The 20476-nt window shown below is 31.2% G+C and carries 17 protein-coding genes; 14 read left to right on the top strand and 3 right to left on the bottom strand.

What is annotated here, in order from left to right; translation table 11 throughout:
* Nucleotides 1-308 precede the first annotated feature (308 nt).
* From ruvB to HMPREF1552_RS03345, 14 genes are all read left to right on the top strand, one after another.
* Complete coding sequence (gene ruvB, locus HMPREF1552_RS03410) at nucleotides 309-1319, top strand: Holliday junction branch migration DNA helicase RuvB (RefSeq protein ID WP_021743685.1); 1011 nt, start codon at nucleotides 309-311, stop codon at nucleotides 1317-1319.
* A gap of 130 nt (nucleotides 1320-1449) precedes the next feature.
* Nucleotides 1450-2163 (top strand): 16S rRNA (uracil(1498)-N(3))-methyltransferase, encoded by a 714-nt coding sequence (locus tag HMPREF1552_RS03405; RefSeq protein ID WP_039901099.1) that lies wholly within the window; start codon nucleotides 1450-1452, stop codon nucleotides 2161-2163.
* Between the two features lie 184 nt (nucleotides 2164-2347).
* On the top strand, nucleotides 2348-2713 hold the full coding sequence (gene rsfS / locus HMPREF1552_RS03400) for a ribosome silencing factor (RefSeq protein ID WP_021743683.1): 366 nt from the start codon (nucleotides 2348-2350) through the stop codon (nucleotides 2711-2713).
* 77 nt (nucleotides 2714-2790) lie between these two features.
* The gene (gene mrdA / locus HMPREF1552_RS03395; protein WP_039901097.1) at nucleotides 2791-4761 is read left to right on the top strand and encodes a penicillin-binding protein 2; all 1971 of its coding nucleotides are present in this window, start codon (nucleotides 2791-2793) and stop codon (nucleotides 4759-4761) included.
* Between the two features lie 26 nt (nucleotides 4762-4787).
* Complete coding sequence (locus tag HMPREF1552_RS03390) at nucleotides 4788-6659, top strand: ribonuclease J (RefSeq protein ID WP_021743681.1); 1872 nt, start codon at nucleotides 4788-4790, stop codon at nucleotides 6657-6659.
* A gap of 1 nt (nucleotide 6660) precedes the next feature.
* On the top strand, nucleotides 6661-6996 hold the full coding sequence (gene yhbY / locus HMPREF1552_RS03385; protein WP_021743680.1) for a ribosome assembly RNA-binding protein YhbY: 336 nt from the start codon (nucleotides 6661-6663) through the stop codon (nucleotides 6994-6996).
* Between the two features lie 25 nt (nucleotides 6997-7021).
* The gene (locus tag HMPREF1552_RS03380; protein WP_021743679.1) at nucleotides 7022-7483 is read left to right on the top strand and encodes a divergent PAP2 family protein; all 462 of its coding nucleotides are present in this window, start codon (nucleotides 7022-7024) and stop codon (nucleotides 7481-7483) included.
* 239 nt (nucleotides 7484-7722) lie between these two features.
* Complete coding sequence (gene der, locus HMPREF1552_RS03375) at nucleotides 7723-9048, top strand: ribosome biogenesis GTPase Der (protein ID WP_021743678.1); 1326 nt, start codon at nucleotides 7723-7725, stop codon at nucleotides 9046-9048.
* A 27-nt stretch (nucleotides 9049-9075) separates the two neighbouring features.
* The gene (locus HMPREF1552_RS03370) at nucleotides 9076-10278 is read left to right on the top strand and encodes an AI-2E family transporter (RefSeq protein ID WP_021743677.1); all 1203 of its coding nucleotides are present in this window, start codon (nucleotides 9076-9078) and stop codon (nucleotides 10276-10278) included.
* A 30-nt stretch (nucleotides 10279-10308) separates the two neighbouring features.
* Entirely contained in the window at nucleotides 10309-10794 is a 486-nt protein-coding gene (locus HMPREF1552_RS03365; protein WP_039901114.1) for a MarR family winged helix-turn-helix transcriptional regulator, read from the top strand.
* A gap of 44 nt (nucleotides 10795-10838) precedes the next feature.
* Nucleotides 10839-12176, top strand: coding sequence for a TrkH family potassium uptake protein (locus HMPREF1552_RS03360; protein WP_021743675.1), 1338 nt, complete (start codon nucleotides 10839-10841; stop codon nucleotides 12174-12176).
* A gap of 14 nt (nucleotides 12177-12190) precedes the next feature.
* Nucleotides 12191-12853: a TrkA family potassium uptake protein gene (locus HMPREF1552_RS03355; protein WP_021743674.1), complete on the top strand. Its 663-nt coding sequence runs from the start codon at nucleotides 12191-12193 to the stop codon at nucleotides 12851-12853.
* A gap of 104 nt (nucleotides 12854-12957) precedes the next feature.
* A complete protein-coding gene (locus tag HMPREF1552_RS03350) occupies nucleotides 12958-16638 on the top strand; it encodes an LPS-assembly protein LptD (RefSeq protein ID WP_021743673.1) in 3681 nt (1226 codons plus the stop codon).
* A gap of 143 nt (nucleotides 16639-16781) precedes the next feature.
* A complete protein-coding gene (locus HMPREF1552_RS03345) occupies nucleotides 16782-17540 on the top strand; it encodes a copper homeostasis protein CutC (protein WP_039901095.1) in 759 nt (252 codons plus the stop codon).
* A gap of 102 nt (nucleotides 17541-17642) precedes the next feature.
* On the opposite strand, the gene HMPREF1552_RS03340 is transcribed toward HMPREF1552_RS03345, so the two are convergent.
* The 3 genes from HMPREF1552_RS03340 to HMPREF1552_RS03330 all read right to left on the bottom strand — a co-directional run bounded on the left by HMPREF1552_RS03340 (nucleotide 17643) and on the right by HMPREF1552_RS03330 (nucleotide 20423).
* Nucleotides 17643-18413 carry a DeoR/GlpR family DNA-binding transcription regulator gene (locus HMPREF1552_RS03340; protein WP_021743671.1) on the bottom strand — a complete coding sequence of 257 codons (771 nt, stop codon included), beginning with the start codon at nucleotides 18411-18413 and terminating at the stop codon, nucleotides 17643-17645.
* Between the two features lie 144 nt (nucleotides 18414-18557).
* Complete coding sequence (locus HMPREF1552_RS03335) at nucleotides 18558-19793, bottom strand: aminopeptidase (protein ID WP_021743670.1); 1236 nt, start codon at nucleotides 19791-19793, stop codon at nucleotides 18558-18560.
* 27 nt (nucleotides 19794-19820) lie between these two features.
* The gene (locus HMPREF1552_RS03330) at nucleotides 19821-20423 is read right to left on the bottom strand and encodes a hypothetical protein (RefSeq protein WP_021743669.1); all 603 of its coding nucleotides are present in this window, start codon (nucleotides 20421-20423) and stop codon (nucleotides 19821-19823) included.
* Nucleotides 20424-20476 lie beyond the last annotated feature (53 nt).

The following is a 20476-nucleotide window of genomic DNA, read 5'->3' as shown; positions in this document are numbered from 1 at the left end:
TTTAAAATTTTATTTTAGATTATGTTGTTTATAGATATTTTTCTATAATTTTTAATTTTTTTATTTATTTTTGCAGGATTGCTCATTGCCGCAAATCCTGCACCTATGGCTAGACTACGACTTTTATTTGTCCAACTCCGAAACTCCTCCTTACAGTCGTCAAACAATCGTAGTTGAACAACTAAAATCTCCGTCAATTTATTAAAACTAAAAAAAATTATTATTAATAAAAATATCTTAAAATAAAAACTATTATCTAATTTAGAAAATTTGGAAAATAAGAAATAAAAAAATATTGAGGAGAAGGAATGAATGAGGAAAGAATATTGGAACCTAAGGAATTAGGGGAGGACAATATTCAAAGAAGTTTACGGCCAAAAACTTTTAAGGAATATATTGGCCAGCAAGATTTGAAAGAAAAAATGAATATATTTATAAAAGCTGCTAAAATGAGAAATGAATCGCTTGATCATATTTTATTGTATGGACCTCCAGGATTGGGAAAAACTACGCTTGCAGGAGTTATTGCCACAGAAATGGGAGTGAACTTGAAGATAACGACAGGGCCTGTACTGGAGAAAGCGGGAGATTTAGCGGCTATTTTGACTTCTTTGGAGGAAAATGATATTTTGTTTATTGATGAGATTCATAGATTGAATACATCGGTAGAGGAAATTTTGTATCCTGCAATGGAAGATGGGGAACTGGATATTCTTATCGGGAAAGGGCCGTCTGCAAGAAGTATTCGTGTAGAATTGCCAAAATTTACATTAATTGGAGCAACTACGAGAGCAGGGCAGTTAAGTACACCGCTTAGAGACAGATTTGGAGTTACTCATAGAATGGAGTACTATCAATTAGAAGAATTGAAAGAAATTATACGAAGAGGAGCAAATATTCTTAATATTTCGTATGATGAAGAAGGGATTACAGAAATCGCTAAAAGAAGCAGAGGAACTCCTAGAATTGCAAACAGGCTTTTAAAAAGAGCAAGAGACTTTGCATTGGTGGAAGGTTCGGGTGTTTTGGAAAAAGAAAGTGTTGATGGGATTTTGAGGCTTTTGGGAGTAGACGATAACGGACTTGATGAATTAGATAGAAATATTCTGCTTTCAATTATAAATGTGTATAATGGAGGGCCTGTTGGAATTGAAACATTGTCACTTTTACTTGGGGAAGACAGACGAACAATTGAGGAAGTTTATGAGCCATATTTGGTAAAAATAGGGTTTATAAAAAGAACACCGCGTGGTAGAGTTGTAACCGAATTTGGCTATAAGCATTTAGGAATTGAAAAAATATTTAGTGAAAAAGAATAAAATGTGGTAATATTATTTTGAAACGAGATTTATAAAGTTATGATTATTTTTGTATGCTCAAATCTTTGAAATTTTTATGTAGATAGGGCTAAAATATGATAAAAAGTAAAAAAAATGAGGTGAAAAACTGTTGTTGACAGTAATAGCGGAAAAAGAAAATATTGATGAAAATAATGGAAAGATTCTGATAAAAGATAAATCAGACTGCAATCATATCCAAAATGTCTATAGATTGAATGTAGGGCACGAATTAAGGATAATAGATGGAGAATATGAATATTTTACTGAAATTACTCAAATTTCAAAAAAGGAAGTTTCTGTAAAAATATTAGAAAAAAAAGAAGATAGTTATTCTCTAAATGTAAACATTGATGTTGCAATGGGAATTTTGAAAAATGATAAAATGAATCTGGCAATACAGAAACTGACAGAAATAGGTGTAAATAAAATAATTCCTTTAAAGACCGAGCGTGTTGTTGTAAAAATTAATGAAAAAAAAGAAAAATGGGACGTAGTTGTAAGGGAAACACTAAAACAGTGCAGAGGAATAAAATTTACTGAAATTATGCCTGTGAAAAAACTTGCAGAAATTGAATATTCTAAATACGATAAAATAATCTTTGCTTATGAAAATAGCAATGAATCAAAATCTTTGCCAGAAATAATAAAAAAAGAAGACAAAAATGTTTTATACATAATTGGTCCAGAAGGTGGGATTACCCAAGAGGAAGTTAATTTTTTAAAAGAAAACAAGGCAATAGAAATTAGCCTAGGAAAACGTATTTTAAGAGCAGAAACTGCGGCAATTGTGGTGTGTGGCATTATTGCCAATTTTTATATATAATTTTTTATTTTGCTAAAAATTGAGAAATAAATTGAAAATTAGTCAAATATATAATATAATATACCTTAGTAGTGGTATCGTAATAATTTTTTTGTGAAATTTTGATAAATAAAAAATTTTAAAATAAAAAATTGAAATAGATTTTATAAATAAAAATAATATAAAAAGAAAGGGAATTTTTAGAATGAGTGAAATAAATAATAATTATGAAAAAGAAGTTCAAGAGATAGTTAATATTATGGAAGATAAGAAAGCACAGGATATAAAGGTATATGATATGAGAGGGAAATCTCCGTTTTTTGATTATTCAATTTTATGTACTGGGAGTTCTTCTAGAAATATTGAGGCAATAGCAACTGATATAAAGAAAAGCCTTGAGAATGTGAAAAGTGTGGAAGGACTTGATGAGGCAAACTGGGTTTTAATTGATGCTGGGGATTTGATTATTAGCGTATTTAGTAAGGATGCAAGAGAATATTACAGATTGGATGATTTTTACAATGGGGTAAATGATAAAAATATTGAAATTGATGAAAATGTTGGGGAATAGGCACAGTCTTATTTAAATGGTGTATTTTAAGGTGTTTAATTGAGGAAAAAATGCAATAAAATATGAAGAGGAAAATTATGAGAGAATTAGATAAAGAAGAAAAAAGCATACGGTTTGTCGCCTTTCTCATTCTTGTGGGAATAGTTTTTTTAATTATGGTGATACAACTGTTTTCATTGCAGATATTAAATGCTTCACAATATGCAGAACAAGCGTTACAAAATAGAATTAGAACAAATATAATAAAAGCAACACGTGGAGAAATCTATGATAGGGAAGGAAAACTTCTTGCCAAAAATACCACAGGTTACCAACTGATACATTCACATACTCATACTCTGGAACCAAAAGATTTGGCACTTCTAAATGAAGTGAAGAATATGAAAACAGTACAAGAAATTGATGCAAGACTTTCTAGCGAACGTCCTGCAGTTGCTAAACGTATTAGAGAGACAATATTTGATATAAACAAGATAAGCCAGCTAACAGCTTATCCAGTAGATTATTTAATAGATAGATTCTTTAAGCAGCAGAGAATGGGAACGGATAAAAAGATACTTGTTATTGAAGATTTGGATAAGCAAGTGGCATTAAGAGCAATTGAAAAGATTGATAATGACAGAATTGATATTGTTGAATATAATAAAAGATTTTATCCAGAAGATTCACTTGCTTCACATGTTATTGGATATGTAAAACCAATTAGTGAAAAGGAATACGAGCAGCTGAAAAAGGATGGCTACAGAAATAGCGACCTAATTGGTAAAAAAGGTGTGGAACGTTCTTATGACAAGGAAATGAAGGGGCAGGACGGGAAAGAAAATGTAGAAGTTGATGCTAAAGGAAATGTTATAAGACAAGTGGAAACAAGTGAGAGCGTTGCAGGAAAAAATATTTATCTTTCTATTGACATGGAGCTTCAGAAATATATGACAGAAGCTTTTGAAGGAAAAAGTGGAGCATTTATCGCAATGGAAGCTAAAACTGGGAAAATTATTGCATTTGTAAGTAATCCAGAAATCAGTCTAAATCTTTTGAGTTCAAGAATACCTGACAATCAATGGAATGAACTTGTAAATTCAAAGGCAAAACCTCTCGTAAATAAAGGTATCGCAGGACTTTATCCACCAGGATCAACTTTCAAGGCGATTACTGGGATGGGAATACTGGAATCTGGAATTTCTCCAACTGAAACTGTAACTTCGACAGGACAGTACAGATATGGAAATCTTATTTTTAGAGATTCACATAAATCAGGAAATGGAGTTACTAATTTTGCAAAATCTATTGAGCAATCTGTAAATACGTATTATTATGTATTTTCTCAAAAGGCTGGAGTAAAAAATATCGTAAAATATGCAAAGGAATTTGGAATAGGAGCTAAAACAGGGATTGATATTCCTGGAGAAATGGTCGGTACTTTACCGAGTCCTGAATGGAAGAAAAATAGATTTAAGAAAAAACAGGATCAAAAATGGCTGCCGGGAGATTTGATAAACATGTCAATTGGGCAAGGATATGTTCTAGTTACGCCAATACAGATAGCTTCAGCATATCAGGCAATTGCAAATAATGGAGTTCAGCTAAAACCTACACTTATTGATAGATTTGTAAGCTATACTGGAAAAGTTGAAAATAATATGCCAAAAATTCAAAGAAAGTTGAATGTAAGTGCAAAAAATCTAAAATTATTGCAAAATGCCTTAAAACTACCTGTAAGTGGTTATGGAGGAACTGCAAAGCTATTAAAAATTGAAGGATATCCAGTTTCTGCAAAAACGGGTACAGCACAGAATTCAGGATTTAAGGATCATCATTCGTGGATAGCAGGGTATTTTCCGTCAGACAATCCAGAAATTGTATTTGTATCAATAGTTGAAGGTGGAGGATATGGAGGAGTAGCTTCTGGAAACATGGCTCTTAAATTTATATTGAAATACAGAGATAAATACGTTATAAAAAAAGCTCAAGCAGAAATGCAGAAAAAGCGAGAAGAAGAAGAAAAGAAAAAACAGCAAGCAAATAATAAAAATTTGGTAAAAAGATAAAATAAAAATAAGGAGGTGTTTACTAAATGTCAGAAAAAGAAAAAAATGAGTTCGGAAATCAAACTTTTAAAAGAAACTTTTCTAAAAAAGAAGAGATTAATAAAATAAAATCTGGAATGAAAAGATTTAGAAGAAAAAGCACGAACCGAAGACATTTAGATGAAAAAAATGAAATACGTTATATTCCAAGAGTAAACGACAGGAATAGACATATAGACAAGGAAGTGGATGGAAAAGAAGAAAAGATGTATGTAATTCCACTTGGAGGTATTGAGGAAGTTGGAAAAAATATGACAGCTTTTCAATATAAAGATGAAATTATTGTAGTGGATGCAGGGCTCACTTTTCCAGAAGATGAGCATTTGGGGATAGATGTCATAATTCCAGATTTTTCATATCTAGAATCAAACAGACACAAAATAAAAGGCTTACTTTTGACACATGGACATGAAGATCATATAGGAGCAATCCCTTATTTTTACCAAAAATTAGGGACAGAAAATATACCGATGTATGGTGGAAGATTAACACTTGCTCTTGCAAAAGCAAAATTTGAGAAAAAAGATGCAAAATTACCGAAAGAAAAAGTAATTAGTGGGAGAACAATCTTAAAAGTCTCAAAATATTTTACAGTTGAATTTATAAGTGTAACACACAGTATTGCAGACTGTTATGCAATTTGTATAAAGACTCCGGCAGCAACAATTTTACATTCTGGAGATTTTAAGGTAGACTTAACGCCCGTTGATGGAGAAGGATTTGATTTTGGAAGATTGGCTCAGTTAGGTGAAGAAGGTGTAGATTTATTGCTATCGGATAGTACAAATGCACAAATTCCTGGATTTACACCATCAGAAAGAACAGTTGGGGAAAGCTTGAAAGATGAATTTGCAAAGGCTGATGGAAGAATTATTTTAGCTGCATTTGCTTCACATGTGCATAGATTACAGCAAATCGTAAATATTGCATTAAAACATGGAAGAAAAATTGCGATTGACGGAAGAAGCATGGTAAAAATCTTTGAAATATGTTCAAATCTTGGATATTTGAAAATACCAAAAGATATAATGATTGACATTGATAAAGTTGAAACTTATCCAGCAAATAAAGTACTTATCCTGTGTACAGGAACACAGGGAGAACCGCTTGCAGCTCTTTCAAGAATTGCAAATGGAACACATAAGCATATTTCTTTGAGAGAAGGAGATACAGTTGTAATTTCGGCAACGCCTATTCCTGGAAATGAAAAAGCAGCAACTAAAAATATAAATCAGCTTATGAAACGTAATGCAGATGTTGTATTTGAAAAAGGAATTGGAATACACGTATCAGGACATGGATGCCAGGAAGAACAGAAACTTATGTTAAATCTAGTAAAACCTAAATTTTTCCTGCCTGTACACGGAGAATATGCAATGATAAAAAAACATAAGGAATTGGCAGTTGCAGTAGGAGTACCTGAAAAAAATGTTATTTTATCAGAGAATGGAGCAAAACTGGAATTGTCGAAAACTAAATTCAGAACAGCAGGAAAAGTACCTAGTGGTGCGACATTTATCGATGGATTTGGAATTGGAGATATTGGGAATGCTGTATTGAAAGATAGACAAAATCTAGCAGATGACGGAATAGTTATTATTTCGATTTCTCAATATAGAAATGGTAAGTTTAATAAACAAGTTGAGCTTGTAACACGTGGTTTTGTGTATAATAAAGATGCAGAAAGCTTATTATCAGAAACAAAAGAGCTGATTAAGATGGAACTTAGCAGCATGGAAAATGAAGGAATAAAAGAGATTGGTAAGATTAAACAGAGAATAAGAGCGAAAATAGGAGAGTTCCTAAATAAAGAAACAGATAGAGAGCCTATTATTTTACCAATTATAATGGAGGTTTAGAATGATACAGCTTTCAAGTAAAGAGAGAGCTTTTTTAAAGAAATTGGCACATAACTTGGATCCAATTGTAAGAATTGGAAAGGATGGAATTGATGAAAATGTATTAAAGTCAATTGCAGAAGTTGTGAAAAAAAGAGAATTGATAAAAGTGAAAATATTGCAAAATTCATCGATTGAATTTGACAGGGAAATGGGAGATGAAATTGCTCAGAAAACAAAATCAGTTTTTGTAGATAAAATAGGAAAAGTACTGATATTTTTTAAGCCTAAAAATAAAAAGGATGCAAAAATTACACCTGAATTTAATGAGTTTAAAAAAAGTAAAAAAATAAAATAAAAAGAAAATAGAGAGGAAAAAATAAATGAGTGGAGGAATACTGTTTGGAAATAGACTACTTGATGTTGCAGCGATTTCGTGCTTTTTAGCACAGTTTTACAAAGTTTTTTTTCCTGTATTCAAGGGACAGAAACCTCAGTGGGCAAGACTTATCCAAACTGGTGGTATGCCGAGTTCTCATGCTTCAACAGTTGTTTCTCTTGTAACAGGTGTATCTTTACTAAAGGGACTTAATTCCATTGAATTTGCAATTTCCATGGTATTTGCTGGAATTGTCCTGTATGATGCGACAGGAGTACGTCAGCAAGCTGGAAAACATGCGAAAGCTTTGAATACACTTATAGAAGCAATTGAACATCATGAAGGAATAGAAATAATCAATGAAAAATTTAAGGAGTTGCTGGGACATACTCCAATAGAAGTATTTTGGGGAAGTGTACTAGGAGTTGTCGTAGGACTTTTATTTAAGGGCTATATATTGGGCTAAATATTTTTAATGTAAAAATCACAGTTATTAAGTTAGCTGTGATTTTTTATAAGTTTTAAAGGATTTTAGCTAAAAAGACTAATAAAAATACAAAAAATATGATAAAATATATTGTATATTCAAATTTTTCTAAAATTATTTGAATATTTTTGAGAGGAGATTGATAAAAGTTAGGAAAATTAAATAAAATTGAATTAATAATTTAAAGGGAAAAAATAAATAGAAAATTGGAGGAAAATATGAAACATACAGTAGCGATTGTTGGTAGACCTAATGTGGGAAAATCAACGTTATTTAATAAGCTCGTGGGTGACAGGCTGTCTATCGTGAAGGATGAGCCAGGAGTTACTAGAGATAGGCTTTATCGTGAGATGGAGTGGAGCGGAAAAGAGTTTATCTTGGTAGATACTGGAGGGCTTGAGCCACGTACAGAAGACTTTATGATGGGGAAAATTAAGCAGCAGGCACAGGTTGCAATTGACGAGGCGGACGTAATTATATTTCTGGTAGATGGAAAAGCTGGGATTACTGGGCTTGACGAGGATGTGGCAACTGTGCTTAGAAGGCAGGATAAAAAGGTTGTTGTAGCTGTAAACAAGATTGACAATTATATGCGTGACCAGGAAAATATTTTTGAATTTTATGGACTAGGATTTGAAGAAGTTATTGGAATTTCTGGGGAGCATAAGACTAATTTAGGAGATTTACTTGATGCTGTAATTAATAAATTTGAGGATAAGAAAATAAAACGGACAGAAGAAGGACTTAATATTGCAATTCTTGGAAGACCAAATGCTGGAAAATCTTCACTTGTAAATAAGCTTTTAAATGAAGAACGTTCGATTGTAAGTGATATTGCCGGAACGACTAGAGATTCAATTGACTCGAGTTTGAGATATAACGGAGAAACTTATACATTAATTGATACAGCGGGAATCCGTAGAAAATCGAAAGTGGAAGATGACATTGAATATTACAGTGTGTTACGTGCAATAAAAGCTATAAAAAGGGCAGATGTGTGTGTGTTGATGCTAGATGCAACAGAACTTTTGACAGATCAGGATAAAAGAATAGCGGGGATGATTTATGAGGAGAGAAAGCCGATTATTATTGCAGTAAACAAATGGGATTTGATTGAAAAGGATAACAACAGTGTGAAGGAATTTACGGCTTTGATAAAAGCAGACTTAGCATTTTTAGATTATGCTCCGATTGTTACAATTTCGGCATTGACTGGGAAAAGAACGTTGAATATACTAGAACAGGCTAAATTTATCAATGAAGAATACCATAAAAAGATATCAACTGGACTATTGAATCAGATCTTGGCAGAAATGATAGCACAGAATCCAGTACCTACAAGAAAAGGGCGGGCAGTAAAAATAAATTATGCGACACAGGTAAGTCAGGCACCGCCAAAATTTGCATTTTTTGCGAACAATCCAGAATTAATACATTTTTCTTATCAAAGATATATTGAAAATAAATTAAGAGAATATTTTGGATTTGAAGGGTGTCCGATTGATATTGTGTTTAATAAGAAAAGTGACAAGTCCTTTGGATAGATATTAACGAATAGAAAGGAAGAATAAATGAAGTTTTATGATGAAGAAAAATTATTAAAACTAAGAAATGTACTAATTGTTGTGGTTTTATCACTTTGGACACTTTTATTGTTTTTTAAGGTTTATGATAATTTTGCAAAATCAATACGAATGGTTACAAGTACCATTTTTCCCTTTATTTTGTCGTTTGTAATAGTGTACTGTCTTATGCCTTTTATTGATATGATTAGTAAAAAAGATAAAAATGAAAATTTTATAAAGAATAGTAAACTGGATGAGCTCGAAAAAATTGAAAAAATGGGTGTGGACAATGAAGAAAGAAGTAAAAAAATGAAATTGTTCAATGAACTTTCCAATAAAAATAAAAAAGAAAAATACAAGTTAAATCGAACTGTTGCGATTTTAATAGTATTATCAGTATTCTTTATAATTTTTCTTTATATAATTTTGACGATTGTGCCAATAATTACAAAACAAATATCAAGTCTTATAGACTTTTTATTAAAAAATCAGGAAAAACTACAAAACAACTTTTTTGGTTTTCTTGAAAGTAATAATATTGACTTACGAAGTTCGATTATGAGTTCTAAGGATGCAATTGTATCTAATGCTATAACAGTTGTAAGCTCAAGCTTTTCGTTGATAAGTAGTACATTTAGTTTATTATTTATGACGCCTATTTTTACTATAATGCTGATTTTCAGCTATGATAATATTGAAAATGGGGTAAAACGAATTTTACGTAATATGAACAGGGAGGATATGATAGTCCTTATAAAACATATGGATGAAACTATTGGAAAATACATTCTTGTAACGGCACTTGACAGTATGATAGTCGGAGTTGTGTCATTTGTTATATTTTACTTTCTAAAAATGGATTATAGTATGCTTTTTTCGATAATTGTAGGGTTTGGAAATGTAATACCGTTTATTGGACCGTTTATTGGGCTTATTCCAGCAATATTGTATGCTTTTACAAAGTCGTTTAAGCTGGTAATTCTGATAGTAGTACTAATTACGATTGTTCAGACAATAGAGGCGAATATAGTAAAACCATGGCTGACAGGAAAATCTGTAAAAATGCACCCAATTACGACACTCTTGGTAGTTCTTATTGGAGGAGCGTTATTTGGGATCGGGGGAGCATTCATTGCTATTCCTGTGTATATCGTAGTTAAATTGACATGGCTATTCTATTGGGAAAAATATATGGAAAAAAACAAATAAAAAAGTAAAAATAAGGATGTGATTATGTTTATGATTAACAATGGAAAGATGGAAATTCAAAAATGTATTTATTTTACAATTTCAAAAATGTTTAGAATGGTAAACAAAATAGCGGAAGAATCATTCGAAAAATTGGATATTTATCCAACACATGGCTTTCTTATGATTATTTTGAAAGAAGAGGAAAATGGACTTACAGTAAATCAAATTTCAGAAGCACTTGCCATAGCACCTTCAACAGTTACAAGATTTGTTGACAAGCTTGTTTCAAAAGGATATGTAGAAAGAAAAAAATCTGGAAAGAATTCATTTACAAAAATAACGGAAGAAGGACTTAAAATAATGCCTAATATTTACAAAGCATGGCACGGAATTTCGGAAAAAATAGAAGAAGTTGTTGGAAATGAAGAATATTTGAGAAAAAAAGGGGAAGATTTCAAGGAATTTGCAGATATATTAGGTAAAGACAAGAAATATGACAAGATAAGCGAAGATTTTGATTTTTGGATCATTTAAAAATTAAAAATAATTTTATATAAACAGAAAGTTAGGAGATTCTGATGTTAGGAAAACAAAAGGAAATTTCCCCTTACACCGTAATTTTAGTATCATTCGTAATAATTATATTAATAGGCGGCTTTTTGCTTTCTTTGCCAATTGCAATAGAAAATGGACAAAAGACAAATTTACTTGAGGGTATGTTTACGGCAACGTCGGCTGTTTGTGTAACGGGACTTACAGTAAATGATGTGAGCAAAGTCTATAATTTATTTGGAAAAACAGTTATTATGGTATTAATTCAGCTTGGTGGAATTGGAATTATCACCTTCTCAACAATAGTTGTAACAATGATTTCAAAAAAAGTTGGATATTTTACTAAAAAATTGATACAGGAAGATATAAACACAAATACAACATTTGAAATACAAAAATTTGGAAAAAAAGTTTTGACTACGGTTTTTATAATAGAAATTATCGGGGCTGTAATATTATTTTTAAAATTTATAAAAATATTTGATTATAAGACAGCGGCTTATTATGCTATATTTCATTCTATTTCCGCATTTTGTAATGCCGGGTTTGCATTATTTTCAAATAATTTAAGTGATTTTAAAAACAGTATAATAATAAACACTGTAATTCCTGTCTTAATTTTTTTAGGTGGAATAGGTTTTGCAGCAATTCTTAATATTTATCAATATTTTCTAAAAAAAGATAAAAGGCTTACTACTACTACAAGAATAGCTATAAAAATGTCAATTTTTCTAATAATATTTGGGACAATTATAACATTTATCCTAGAATATTCAAACAATAAAACATTAGGAACATTGCCATTTTTTGAAAAGATAGGAGCCGCCTTTTTTCAAAGTGTAACAACAAGAACGGCTGGATTTAATACAATTTCCATAGCTGAACTGCGGGAACCTACAGTTTTTCTGTTTGTAGTATTAATGTTTATCGGAGCCTCACCTGGCTCAACAGGTGGTGGAATAAAAACTACTACAGCCGGATTGATACTTTTTGGAATAGTTACAACTATAAAAAATAAGGAACATCTGGAATACAACAAGAGAAGAATCAGCTGGAAAATATATAATAAAGCTATGGTTATTGTTTTTATATCAATTATGTATGTTGCTGTAGTATTATTTTTATTAATTTGGCTGGAGGATATAAGAGTTATAGAATTAGGATTTGAACTGGTATCTGCTTTTGGAACGGTGGGATTATCACGGGATTTAACGCCGCAATTATCGAGCATCTCTAAACTGTTAATTATGATTACGATGTTTGTTGGACGAGTCGGGCCACTAACAATAACATTGGCCTTGTCCAGAATGAAAAATCCAAAAGGAAGATATGTTTATCCAAAGGAAGACATTTTGATAGGATAAGGAAGAGGTGAAAAATGGCAGGATATTTAGTAATTGGACTTGGAACATTTGGTAGAAGTGTAACTCAGACATTATATGAAAATGGTAAAATGGTACTGGCAATAGATCAAAGGGAGGATTGTGTACAAAAGGTAATTGATGATGAAATCGCAAGTGATGCAATTACATTGGATGTGACAGACGAAAATTCAATCAGGAAAGTAATAAATGATGACTTTGACACTGCTTTTGTCTGCATTGGAGACAATACTCAGTCCAGTGTATTTGTTACGGTAATTTTAAAGGAAATGGGAATAAAAACTATCATTTGTAAGGCAAAAAATGAATTACAGGGGAAAATTTTAAAAAAGATTGGTGCAACTTCCGTTGTTTATCCAGAAGAAACGATGGCCAAGGAAATAGCACTTGGGGTAATAAGACCCAATATAACGGAACATTTTAAATTTTCAGAAAAATATAGAGTGTTTGAAATAAAAGCACCAAAGGATTTTGATGGAAAAAATCTTATAGAATTAAATTTGAGAAATAAATATGAAATGAATATTATCGGGATAAAAGATGAAAAAGAACTAAATATTATGCCACTTCCAAATACTATAATAAGAGAAAATAATGTACTATTAGTTATCGCAAATATAGAAAAAATGATGTTATTTGGGAAAAAATACGTTTTGTAGTAAAAAACTTAATTAAAGCCTTTCAAATGTAAAATAAATTGTTATAAGCATAAAAGTATGGTATAATTTTGGTATTATATAATAAAAAATAAAAGGTTGAAAAAATGAAAATAATGAGATATAAAGGATTGTTTATTTTACTGTTTTATATTATACTTTTTGGGAAGCTGAATGCTGCAGGAGAAGTAATAGAACTGGAAACACAAAAATCTACAATAAATCTGGAAACAGAAGAAATAAATACCGAAGGTAATGTTACCGTAAAATATGGAGATTTTACAATAAATGCAGATAGACTGAAAAAGATTGCTAACAAAAATATTCTCTCAGGATCTGGAAATGTTGAATTTACTCAAGGTTCTCAAATTATAAAAGCTGATAACCTTATTTTTGATATGGATACAAAATTAGCTAAGATATTTAATTCAGAAAGTTATGATGCTAAGCTAAAATTACGTTATGGTGGCGAGGAGACTCTAGCTGAGGGAAATAAGGCAGTTTTTATAAAAAATGGATGGTTTACAACGAGTCCATACGAAAATCCAAGTTACAAGATAAATGCAGAAGAGCTGGAAATATATCCCAACAGAAAGGCTATTGCGAGAAATATTGGAATCTTCGCAGGAGGAAAGACATGGCTTAAGCTACCATATTATGTGACGTCCCTAAAACCTTCTACTCAAAGAGCAACATTATTTCCATATATTGGAATGGACAGTGATAGGGGCTTTTTTGGAATAATGGGATTTGATTATGATTTAGGTCCGCTTGCACAGGGATTTGTGGACTTTGAGCTAAGTACGAAGCAGAAATTGGCAATAAAATTTTCAAACGACTATGCCTTTTGGGGAAATAATTCAGGAAATATATTTATAAACAGATTCGTTATTCCAATTGGAAATCATCGTAAGGAATGGGATTTTAAATGGAATCACAAGGTAAAAAATACTCCTAAAAAAGAAAAAGAAGACAGGAAATTTTATGACGTAGGATACGGAATATGGGATTTAAACTATCAAAATATTACAACAAACTTGATGTATGCTGTTAATGGAAACGATCTGAAGGATGACTATACTGAATTTGTAGATAAGTACAAACAAATTGGATTCTGGAATCTGAATATCAATCAGGAGCTCGGGCAGAATGGGGAATTGAATGCGAAATATTACTGGACGCAGGACAAGCATGCGCTTAAAGCGTTGACCGAAATAAATGATCAAATTATGGATGCTGACAATTTAGATCCGCGTAGAACAGATGTTGATTTATATAAAAGTATAAAATATACAAATGGAAACAATAATGTTGCGATAACAGTTGATAATGAAGATTTTCGGGATATTAACCCAGGATATGTGGGAGATTTAAATTCATATAGAAAAAAACGTAACTATGAAATTGATTTTAGAGGACCGAAAATAAAATTTGATTATTTTGATTCTGACAAGGACGAATATGGAGAGTTACTTGGAATGCGTGATCGTGGTGATGATAAAACGATTCACTGGGTTCAGAATGTCGCGTATGACAAAAGAGAAGAGTGGGGACTAACTTTTGGAAATTACTATCCATTCAGAGAAAGTGATTTTTTTGGCTATCAGCCAAGAACAAGATATCAGAATCTGACAAATACTTTGTATTTTGGGGTACAAGTAAAGAAAGTTGATATAAGAAAAAAAGAATACGAGTATGACTATACTAGAGATAACGAAAATTACAACACTTTATTCTTGAATCCGTTAACTACTGATGAGAGCAGAATATACAAAGTTTATCAAGACAATGAAACAATTCGCCGTCCAAAGAAAATTATCTATGAAAAATACAGGCTTCAAAAGTTTAATGTGGGGAATGATAGGATTGATATTCCGTTTAAGAATTCATATATTGGATATAATATGGCATTTGAGAACAGGGATTATAGTAGCTTAGGGGTACCTGAATTTGTTAATGGACGGAAAGTGGAGGATCTAGATTCTCAGACAGGATACAGGGTAGCGAGGGATTCGAGCGGAGAAATCATAAGACAAAGTCCTTCAATAAGAATCTTTACGCTGGATACACGTCTATTTACAACATTTTTTGACAATACATCAAAGAAAAATAATAAATATGACGTAAAAGTTACAAATGATGCGACTGTTACATTTCAGAAAACAACAGCAGGAAGTGCAACATACAATGGATTTGATGTTGTAGAAGTGCCTACAAACGCATTAGGACTTAGAAATGACTTCAATTATCATATAGGAAATGTAACGTTTAATTATAACTTGACAATGAGAGATGATAGGCATTTTAAGGATAACTGGTTAAAAAATAGATATGTCAGAAATTACTTCAAGGCTGATATTGCAAATAAAAGATTTGTAAGCTTTGATTTTGCTAATAATGAAGAATATGAATTTGAAAACTTCAAGGCTATAAGGGATTTTAATAGAGAGATTCAATATGGGTATCTTTCAGATGCAGGAGATAACTTCCTTTATCGTTTTGAAGAAAAGAATAAACAATTATTCCCTCATAACACAAGTCTTGGATGGAATCAGAAAGTTTACAAGGAATCCATGAAGGAAAGAACATTTGGGATAAACTACAATGAATGGGGATTTGAATATACAAATCTCGTAAACAAAGCAAACGATATTTATGGAGATAATCCAAATTTTGGTTATCCTGCACTAAAATTGAAGACAAATTATCATAGATTGGGATTTGTTTATGATACATCAAAGATGAAGAATAAAAAATTTGAATCAGATCATTATTTTAGGGTAAATTTCGGATTTGGTAAAAAGATATATAGAGACTTGAATAATACCCCGGTAAATATTATTGATGATAGATATATTCGTGGAAATGACTATACGACAATAGGGTTTCTGTACAGATATGAAAATAATACTCAACCGAAGTTTGCAGTAGATATAGAAAAAAAAGAAAAGACAAAGGAAAATAAAATTATAGAATCTGAAAATCATATTAAGGATATAAACTTAGTAAAAAATTCAAATACTCAAGAATTTTCTATTAATAATGCCAACAAATCTTCAATTGATAAAATAGTTGTCAATAGCGACGACAGACTTTTTCTTAGCAGAGAAGAAGAGGAAGCATATAAAAGTTATGTCGAAGAGGAAAATTATCGTCAAAACAAGTTCAGCCTGAATGATTTCAATACAAAATTACAGAATTTAAGAAGCCATAAAAAATATTTCCAAATTGGAATGGACATGCAAATAGATGGATCTGATGCGGCTAATCCAAGTGGAATGAAAGGATTTGACAAAGTTAATGACTTATCCTTCAAGATTGAGACTGGATATTTGGAAAAAATGTTTATCAGATATGCCTTTATAATGGAAAGACCTGATAGAATATATAGAAATAATCCGACACGTAACAGCACATTTGATTTCAGAAAGCATGAACTTGAAGGAAAATATATGTTTTCAAGAGATCCTGACAAGCCTTGGTGGGTTGGTGGAAAACTTCAATATGTTCAGAATGGAGCACAAAAAGCTTCTGATCCTGAAATCTATGAAAGTTCGTGGTATGCTAAGAAAGTTAATAAGCTGACATTGGGAATGGCAACTTTAAGCCACCGTTTTGAAAATATCGAATGGGAAATTGGAGCAGGAATGAAATGGGATAAGCCAAATAACAAAAAGCTGGGCTACTATCCAGTAGTATCCCTTAAATTTGGAATAACACCATTCCCTGAAAAAAATGCACAGTTTAAATATTCTGGAAAAGGATTTGAATTTGGAGCAGGATTATAAAAAATATAATAATGGGATAGACATTAGAAGTACTGATAAACTGTATTTTCTAATGTTTTTTCATATATTGGACTGTTAAAATTAAAACTTGTAATTTGAGCAGAATAGTCAAACTATTAAATTTATTTAGGGAGATGGAAAAAATGAAAAAATATACTCTTGAAATATGTGTAGACAGTGTGAAATCAGCGATAAATGCCCAAAGAGGTGGAGCAACAAGATTAGAGCTTTGCAGCAACTTAATAATAGGGGGAACTACTCCTACCAAAAGTTTATTTAAAGAAGTGAAAAAAAATGTAGATATTCCAATAAATGTATTAATACGTCCTAGATTTGGAGATTTTTTGTATTCAGACTATGATATAAGTATTATAAGGAATGAAATAAAAATATTTAGAGAAGCGGGAGTTAATGGAATAGTTGTAGGAGTTTTAACTAAAGATGGAGAGATTGATGTGGATAATATGAAGAAATTTATAGATGAGGCTCAGAATATTCCAATAACATTTCATAGGGCATTTGATGTGTGTAAAAATCCAATAAAAGCATTTCATCAGCTGCAGGAACTAAAAATTCAGAATATATTAACATCTGGACAGGCACAAAATTGCCTAAAAGGTAAAAAATTGCTAAAAGAACTGGTTGATCTTTCAAATAAGAATAATGAAAAAACGAGAATACTTGTTGGGGCAGGACTAAATATTGAAAATATTGAGGAAATAGCGGATTTTACAGGTGCAGTTAATTTTCATTTTTCTGCAAAAAAAATTAAGCAAAGTAAAATGGAATATAGAAAACAGAATGTAAATATGGGATTAAAAGAATTTGATGAGTTTGAAATTTTGGAAACAGATGATAAGTTGGTAAGAAAAATGACTGATTATTTGCAGAAAAGATTTTGAAAATATTAAAAAAAGCCAGATTATCAAGTTTGGCTTTTTTAATATATAAAAATTTATAGTATATAGAGGTTCTAAGCTAGATACAATGGAGCTTAGTATAAATTATAAAATTTTTACTTCAAATTCATTAAATGATTTTTTGTAATTTTCTAAAAAATCTTTTTTGTCTTTTTCACAAATAAACACATCAAAATTTGATAAATTACTAAATTTATAATTTCCCAAAATTCCTAATTTTCGGTATTCAGTTGCAAGAAAAATCTTTTTGGAGATATTCATTATTTCTTTTTTTGTATTTCCATCGTTTGCTTCAAAATTCATTACTTTTCCAGCTTCCAGATCGATTCCGGCACTTCCGATGAAAGATTTGTCAACATTGTATTTTTTTATGTAATTAATCGCTTCGATCCCCACATTTCCACCGATTTCCTTATTATACTCCCCACCAATCATAATAATATCTATTTTTGAATTTTTATTAAAATGAGTAGTAATGCTGGGCATATTCGTTATTAAGGTCATTTCCTTTGAGGAATTTGCAAGATATTCGGCGGCGATGTAATTTATACTTGTAATATCAAAAAATACAGTTTCCCCATCTGTAATATTGTCAATGATTTTTCTGGCAATAATTTCCTTATTTGTTGTTCTATTAATAATTCTTTCCTCAAGGGTACTTGTGTGAACTAATTCCTGTAGCAGAATTGCTCCTCCATGAGTTCTTTTGAGCTTGCCTTCTTGTTCCAATCTTTTCAGATTTTTCCTTATAATAACTTCTGAAACATTGAATTTCTTGGCTAAGTCAGTAACTTTTACTTTTTTCTCATTTTTTAAAATTTCCAGTATTTTTTCTAGTCTTTCATCTAAAAACATGCTAAATCTCCAATGCTTTTTTATAATTACTTAAATTATATCAAAATTCATTTAATATTTCAAAGTTTTATAAAAAGTTGAAGCGTACCTAAAATTCTGGATAAATAGTTTAAGGCAGTTAATTTCATTAATTTTAAATGATTTTTAAAATGCCCAATTCCCTTTTCTAAATACAGGAACTCTTGTCCCATCTTCCAAAATTCCATCAATATCCATTTCCGCATCACCAATCATAAAGTCAACGTGGGAAATAGACTGATTAATGTGAGCTTTTTCTAGTTCTTCTTCAGTCATTTTTGTACCATCTTTTAGAGTAGTTGGGTATGCTGCACCCAATGCCAGATGGTTTGAAGCATTTTCATCAAATAATGTCTGATAATAAAGAAGTCCAGAGTTAGAAATAGGGGAATCATTTGGCACAAGGGCAACTTCTCCAATTCTTCTCGAACCTTCATCAGTATCAAGCAGCTGCTTCAAAATCTCATATCCTTGCTCCGCTTCAAAATCCACAACTTTTCCATCTTTAAAAGTCAATTTAAAGTTATCAATGATATTCCCTTGATAAGAAAGTGGCTTTTTATTTGAAACATAACCATCTACACGGTCTCTATCTCCAGCTGTAAATACTTCTTCTGTCGGCATATTTGGCAAGAAATCCGCCCCTTTCGCATTTTTACTTCCAGCTGCTACCCAAATGTGATTTTTAGGAAGTCCTACTGTCAAGTCAGTACCTTTTGAAGTATAATGAAGTGCTATAAAGTTTTTATTGTTTAAAAATTCAGCTTTTTCAGTCAAATTTTGTCTATGTTCTTCCCAAGCCTTAACCGGATCAGTTTTATCAACTCTTACAGTCTTTAATATTGCATCAAGCAGTTTTTCCTGTGCAATGTCAGTATTTGCTTCATCTGGGAATACAAGTTTTGCCCAGTCTGCTGAAGGATAGCTAGCAATTGTCCATGAATTTATATCTGTCATAATGCATGTTCTGTAATGTTTATAGGCTTCTCCAGCATTTTTTGTCAATGCTCCCAGCTTTTCAGCATCAATTCCAGCAAATAAATTTGGAGAACTGCTTAAAATGTGGATAAATACGACATTATTGTCAAGATAATCATTTCTTTCGTCAATTGCCCATTGTGGGATGTGTGAATAGACTTCTTTTGATTGATATTCAGCATGAAGTCTTGATAATTTATCATCTGTCAATTTAACATGAACATCACTTGCTCCCACTTGATAAGCTAATTCTGTAACCTTATAGACTAACGGTAAAGCATCAGTTGTACAGTTTACCCAGACTTTCTGCCCTTTCTGTACATTTGCTCCAATTTTTACAATTACTTCTGCATATTTACTTAATTTTTCTTCAAAGTTGTTCATTTAATTTTTCCTTTCAAATTAAAATTTTTAATCTTTATAATTAGGTTGATATCCGAATTCTAGCGAAACTACACTATCTGAGAATTTATCATTATATCTTTTAGTAGGGCTAGAATATTGCCTTTTAAGTCTTGGTGTTACAATACCATTTATTCCGAACGAAAATTTATTTTTTTGAACACCAATACCAATAGCTCCATATCCATTTAATGGCATAGCTTTTATTTTTCCGCTACCACCATTTTTATCAGTCCATTTTACACTCCCATTTGCAACTGATAAACCAAATGAAAATTTAGTATAGATTCCATTGTCTGTTCCTGTTCCCACCATAAAATAAATTGGAACTGAAAACAAATTTCCTGAATTATTATTTATATCTTTTCCTTTAACTTTCAAAGAATTATACATTACTCCCATTCCTAAACCCATTATAGCATTATCATCAATACCAGCTTTTCCTTCAAATGAAATTTTAACTCCACTTCCTGTAACACCTTTAACAGGACTATTTTTGTCATTATTGTTTTTTTGTTTACCATAAATAGGGCTTACAACAATTTCTTCTCTTTCTCCGTATGCCATTGCAAGCGGCGTTAATAACATAAACATTAAAAATAATTTTTTCATTCTAAATTCTCCTTATTGCATAAATATTTAATTTTTGAAAATTTTTACTTTTG

This window comes from Leptotrichia sp. oral taxon 879 str. F0557, assembly GCF_000469385.1.
GTDB classification, from domain to species: domain Bacteria; phylum Fusobacteriota; class Fusobacteriia; order Fusobacteriales; family Leptotrichiaceae; genus Leptotrichia; species Leptotrichia mesophila.
The sequence above is the reverse complement of the archived record's forward strand: the minus strand, read 5'-3'. Positions and strand labels throughout refer to the sequence as shown.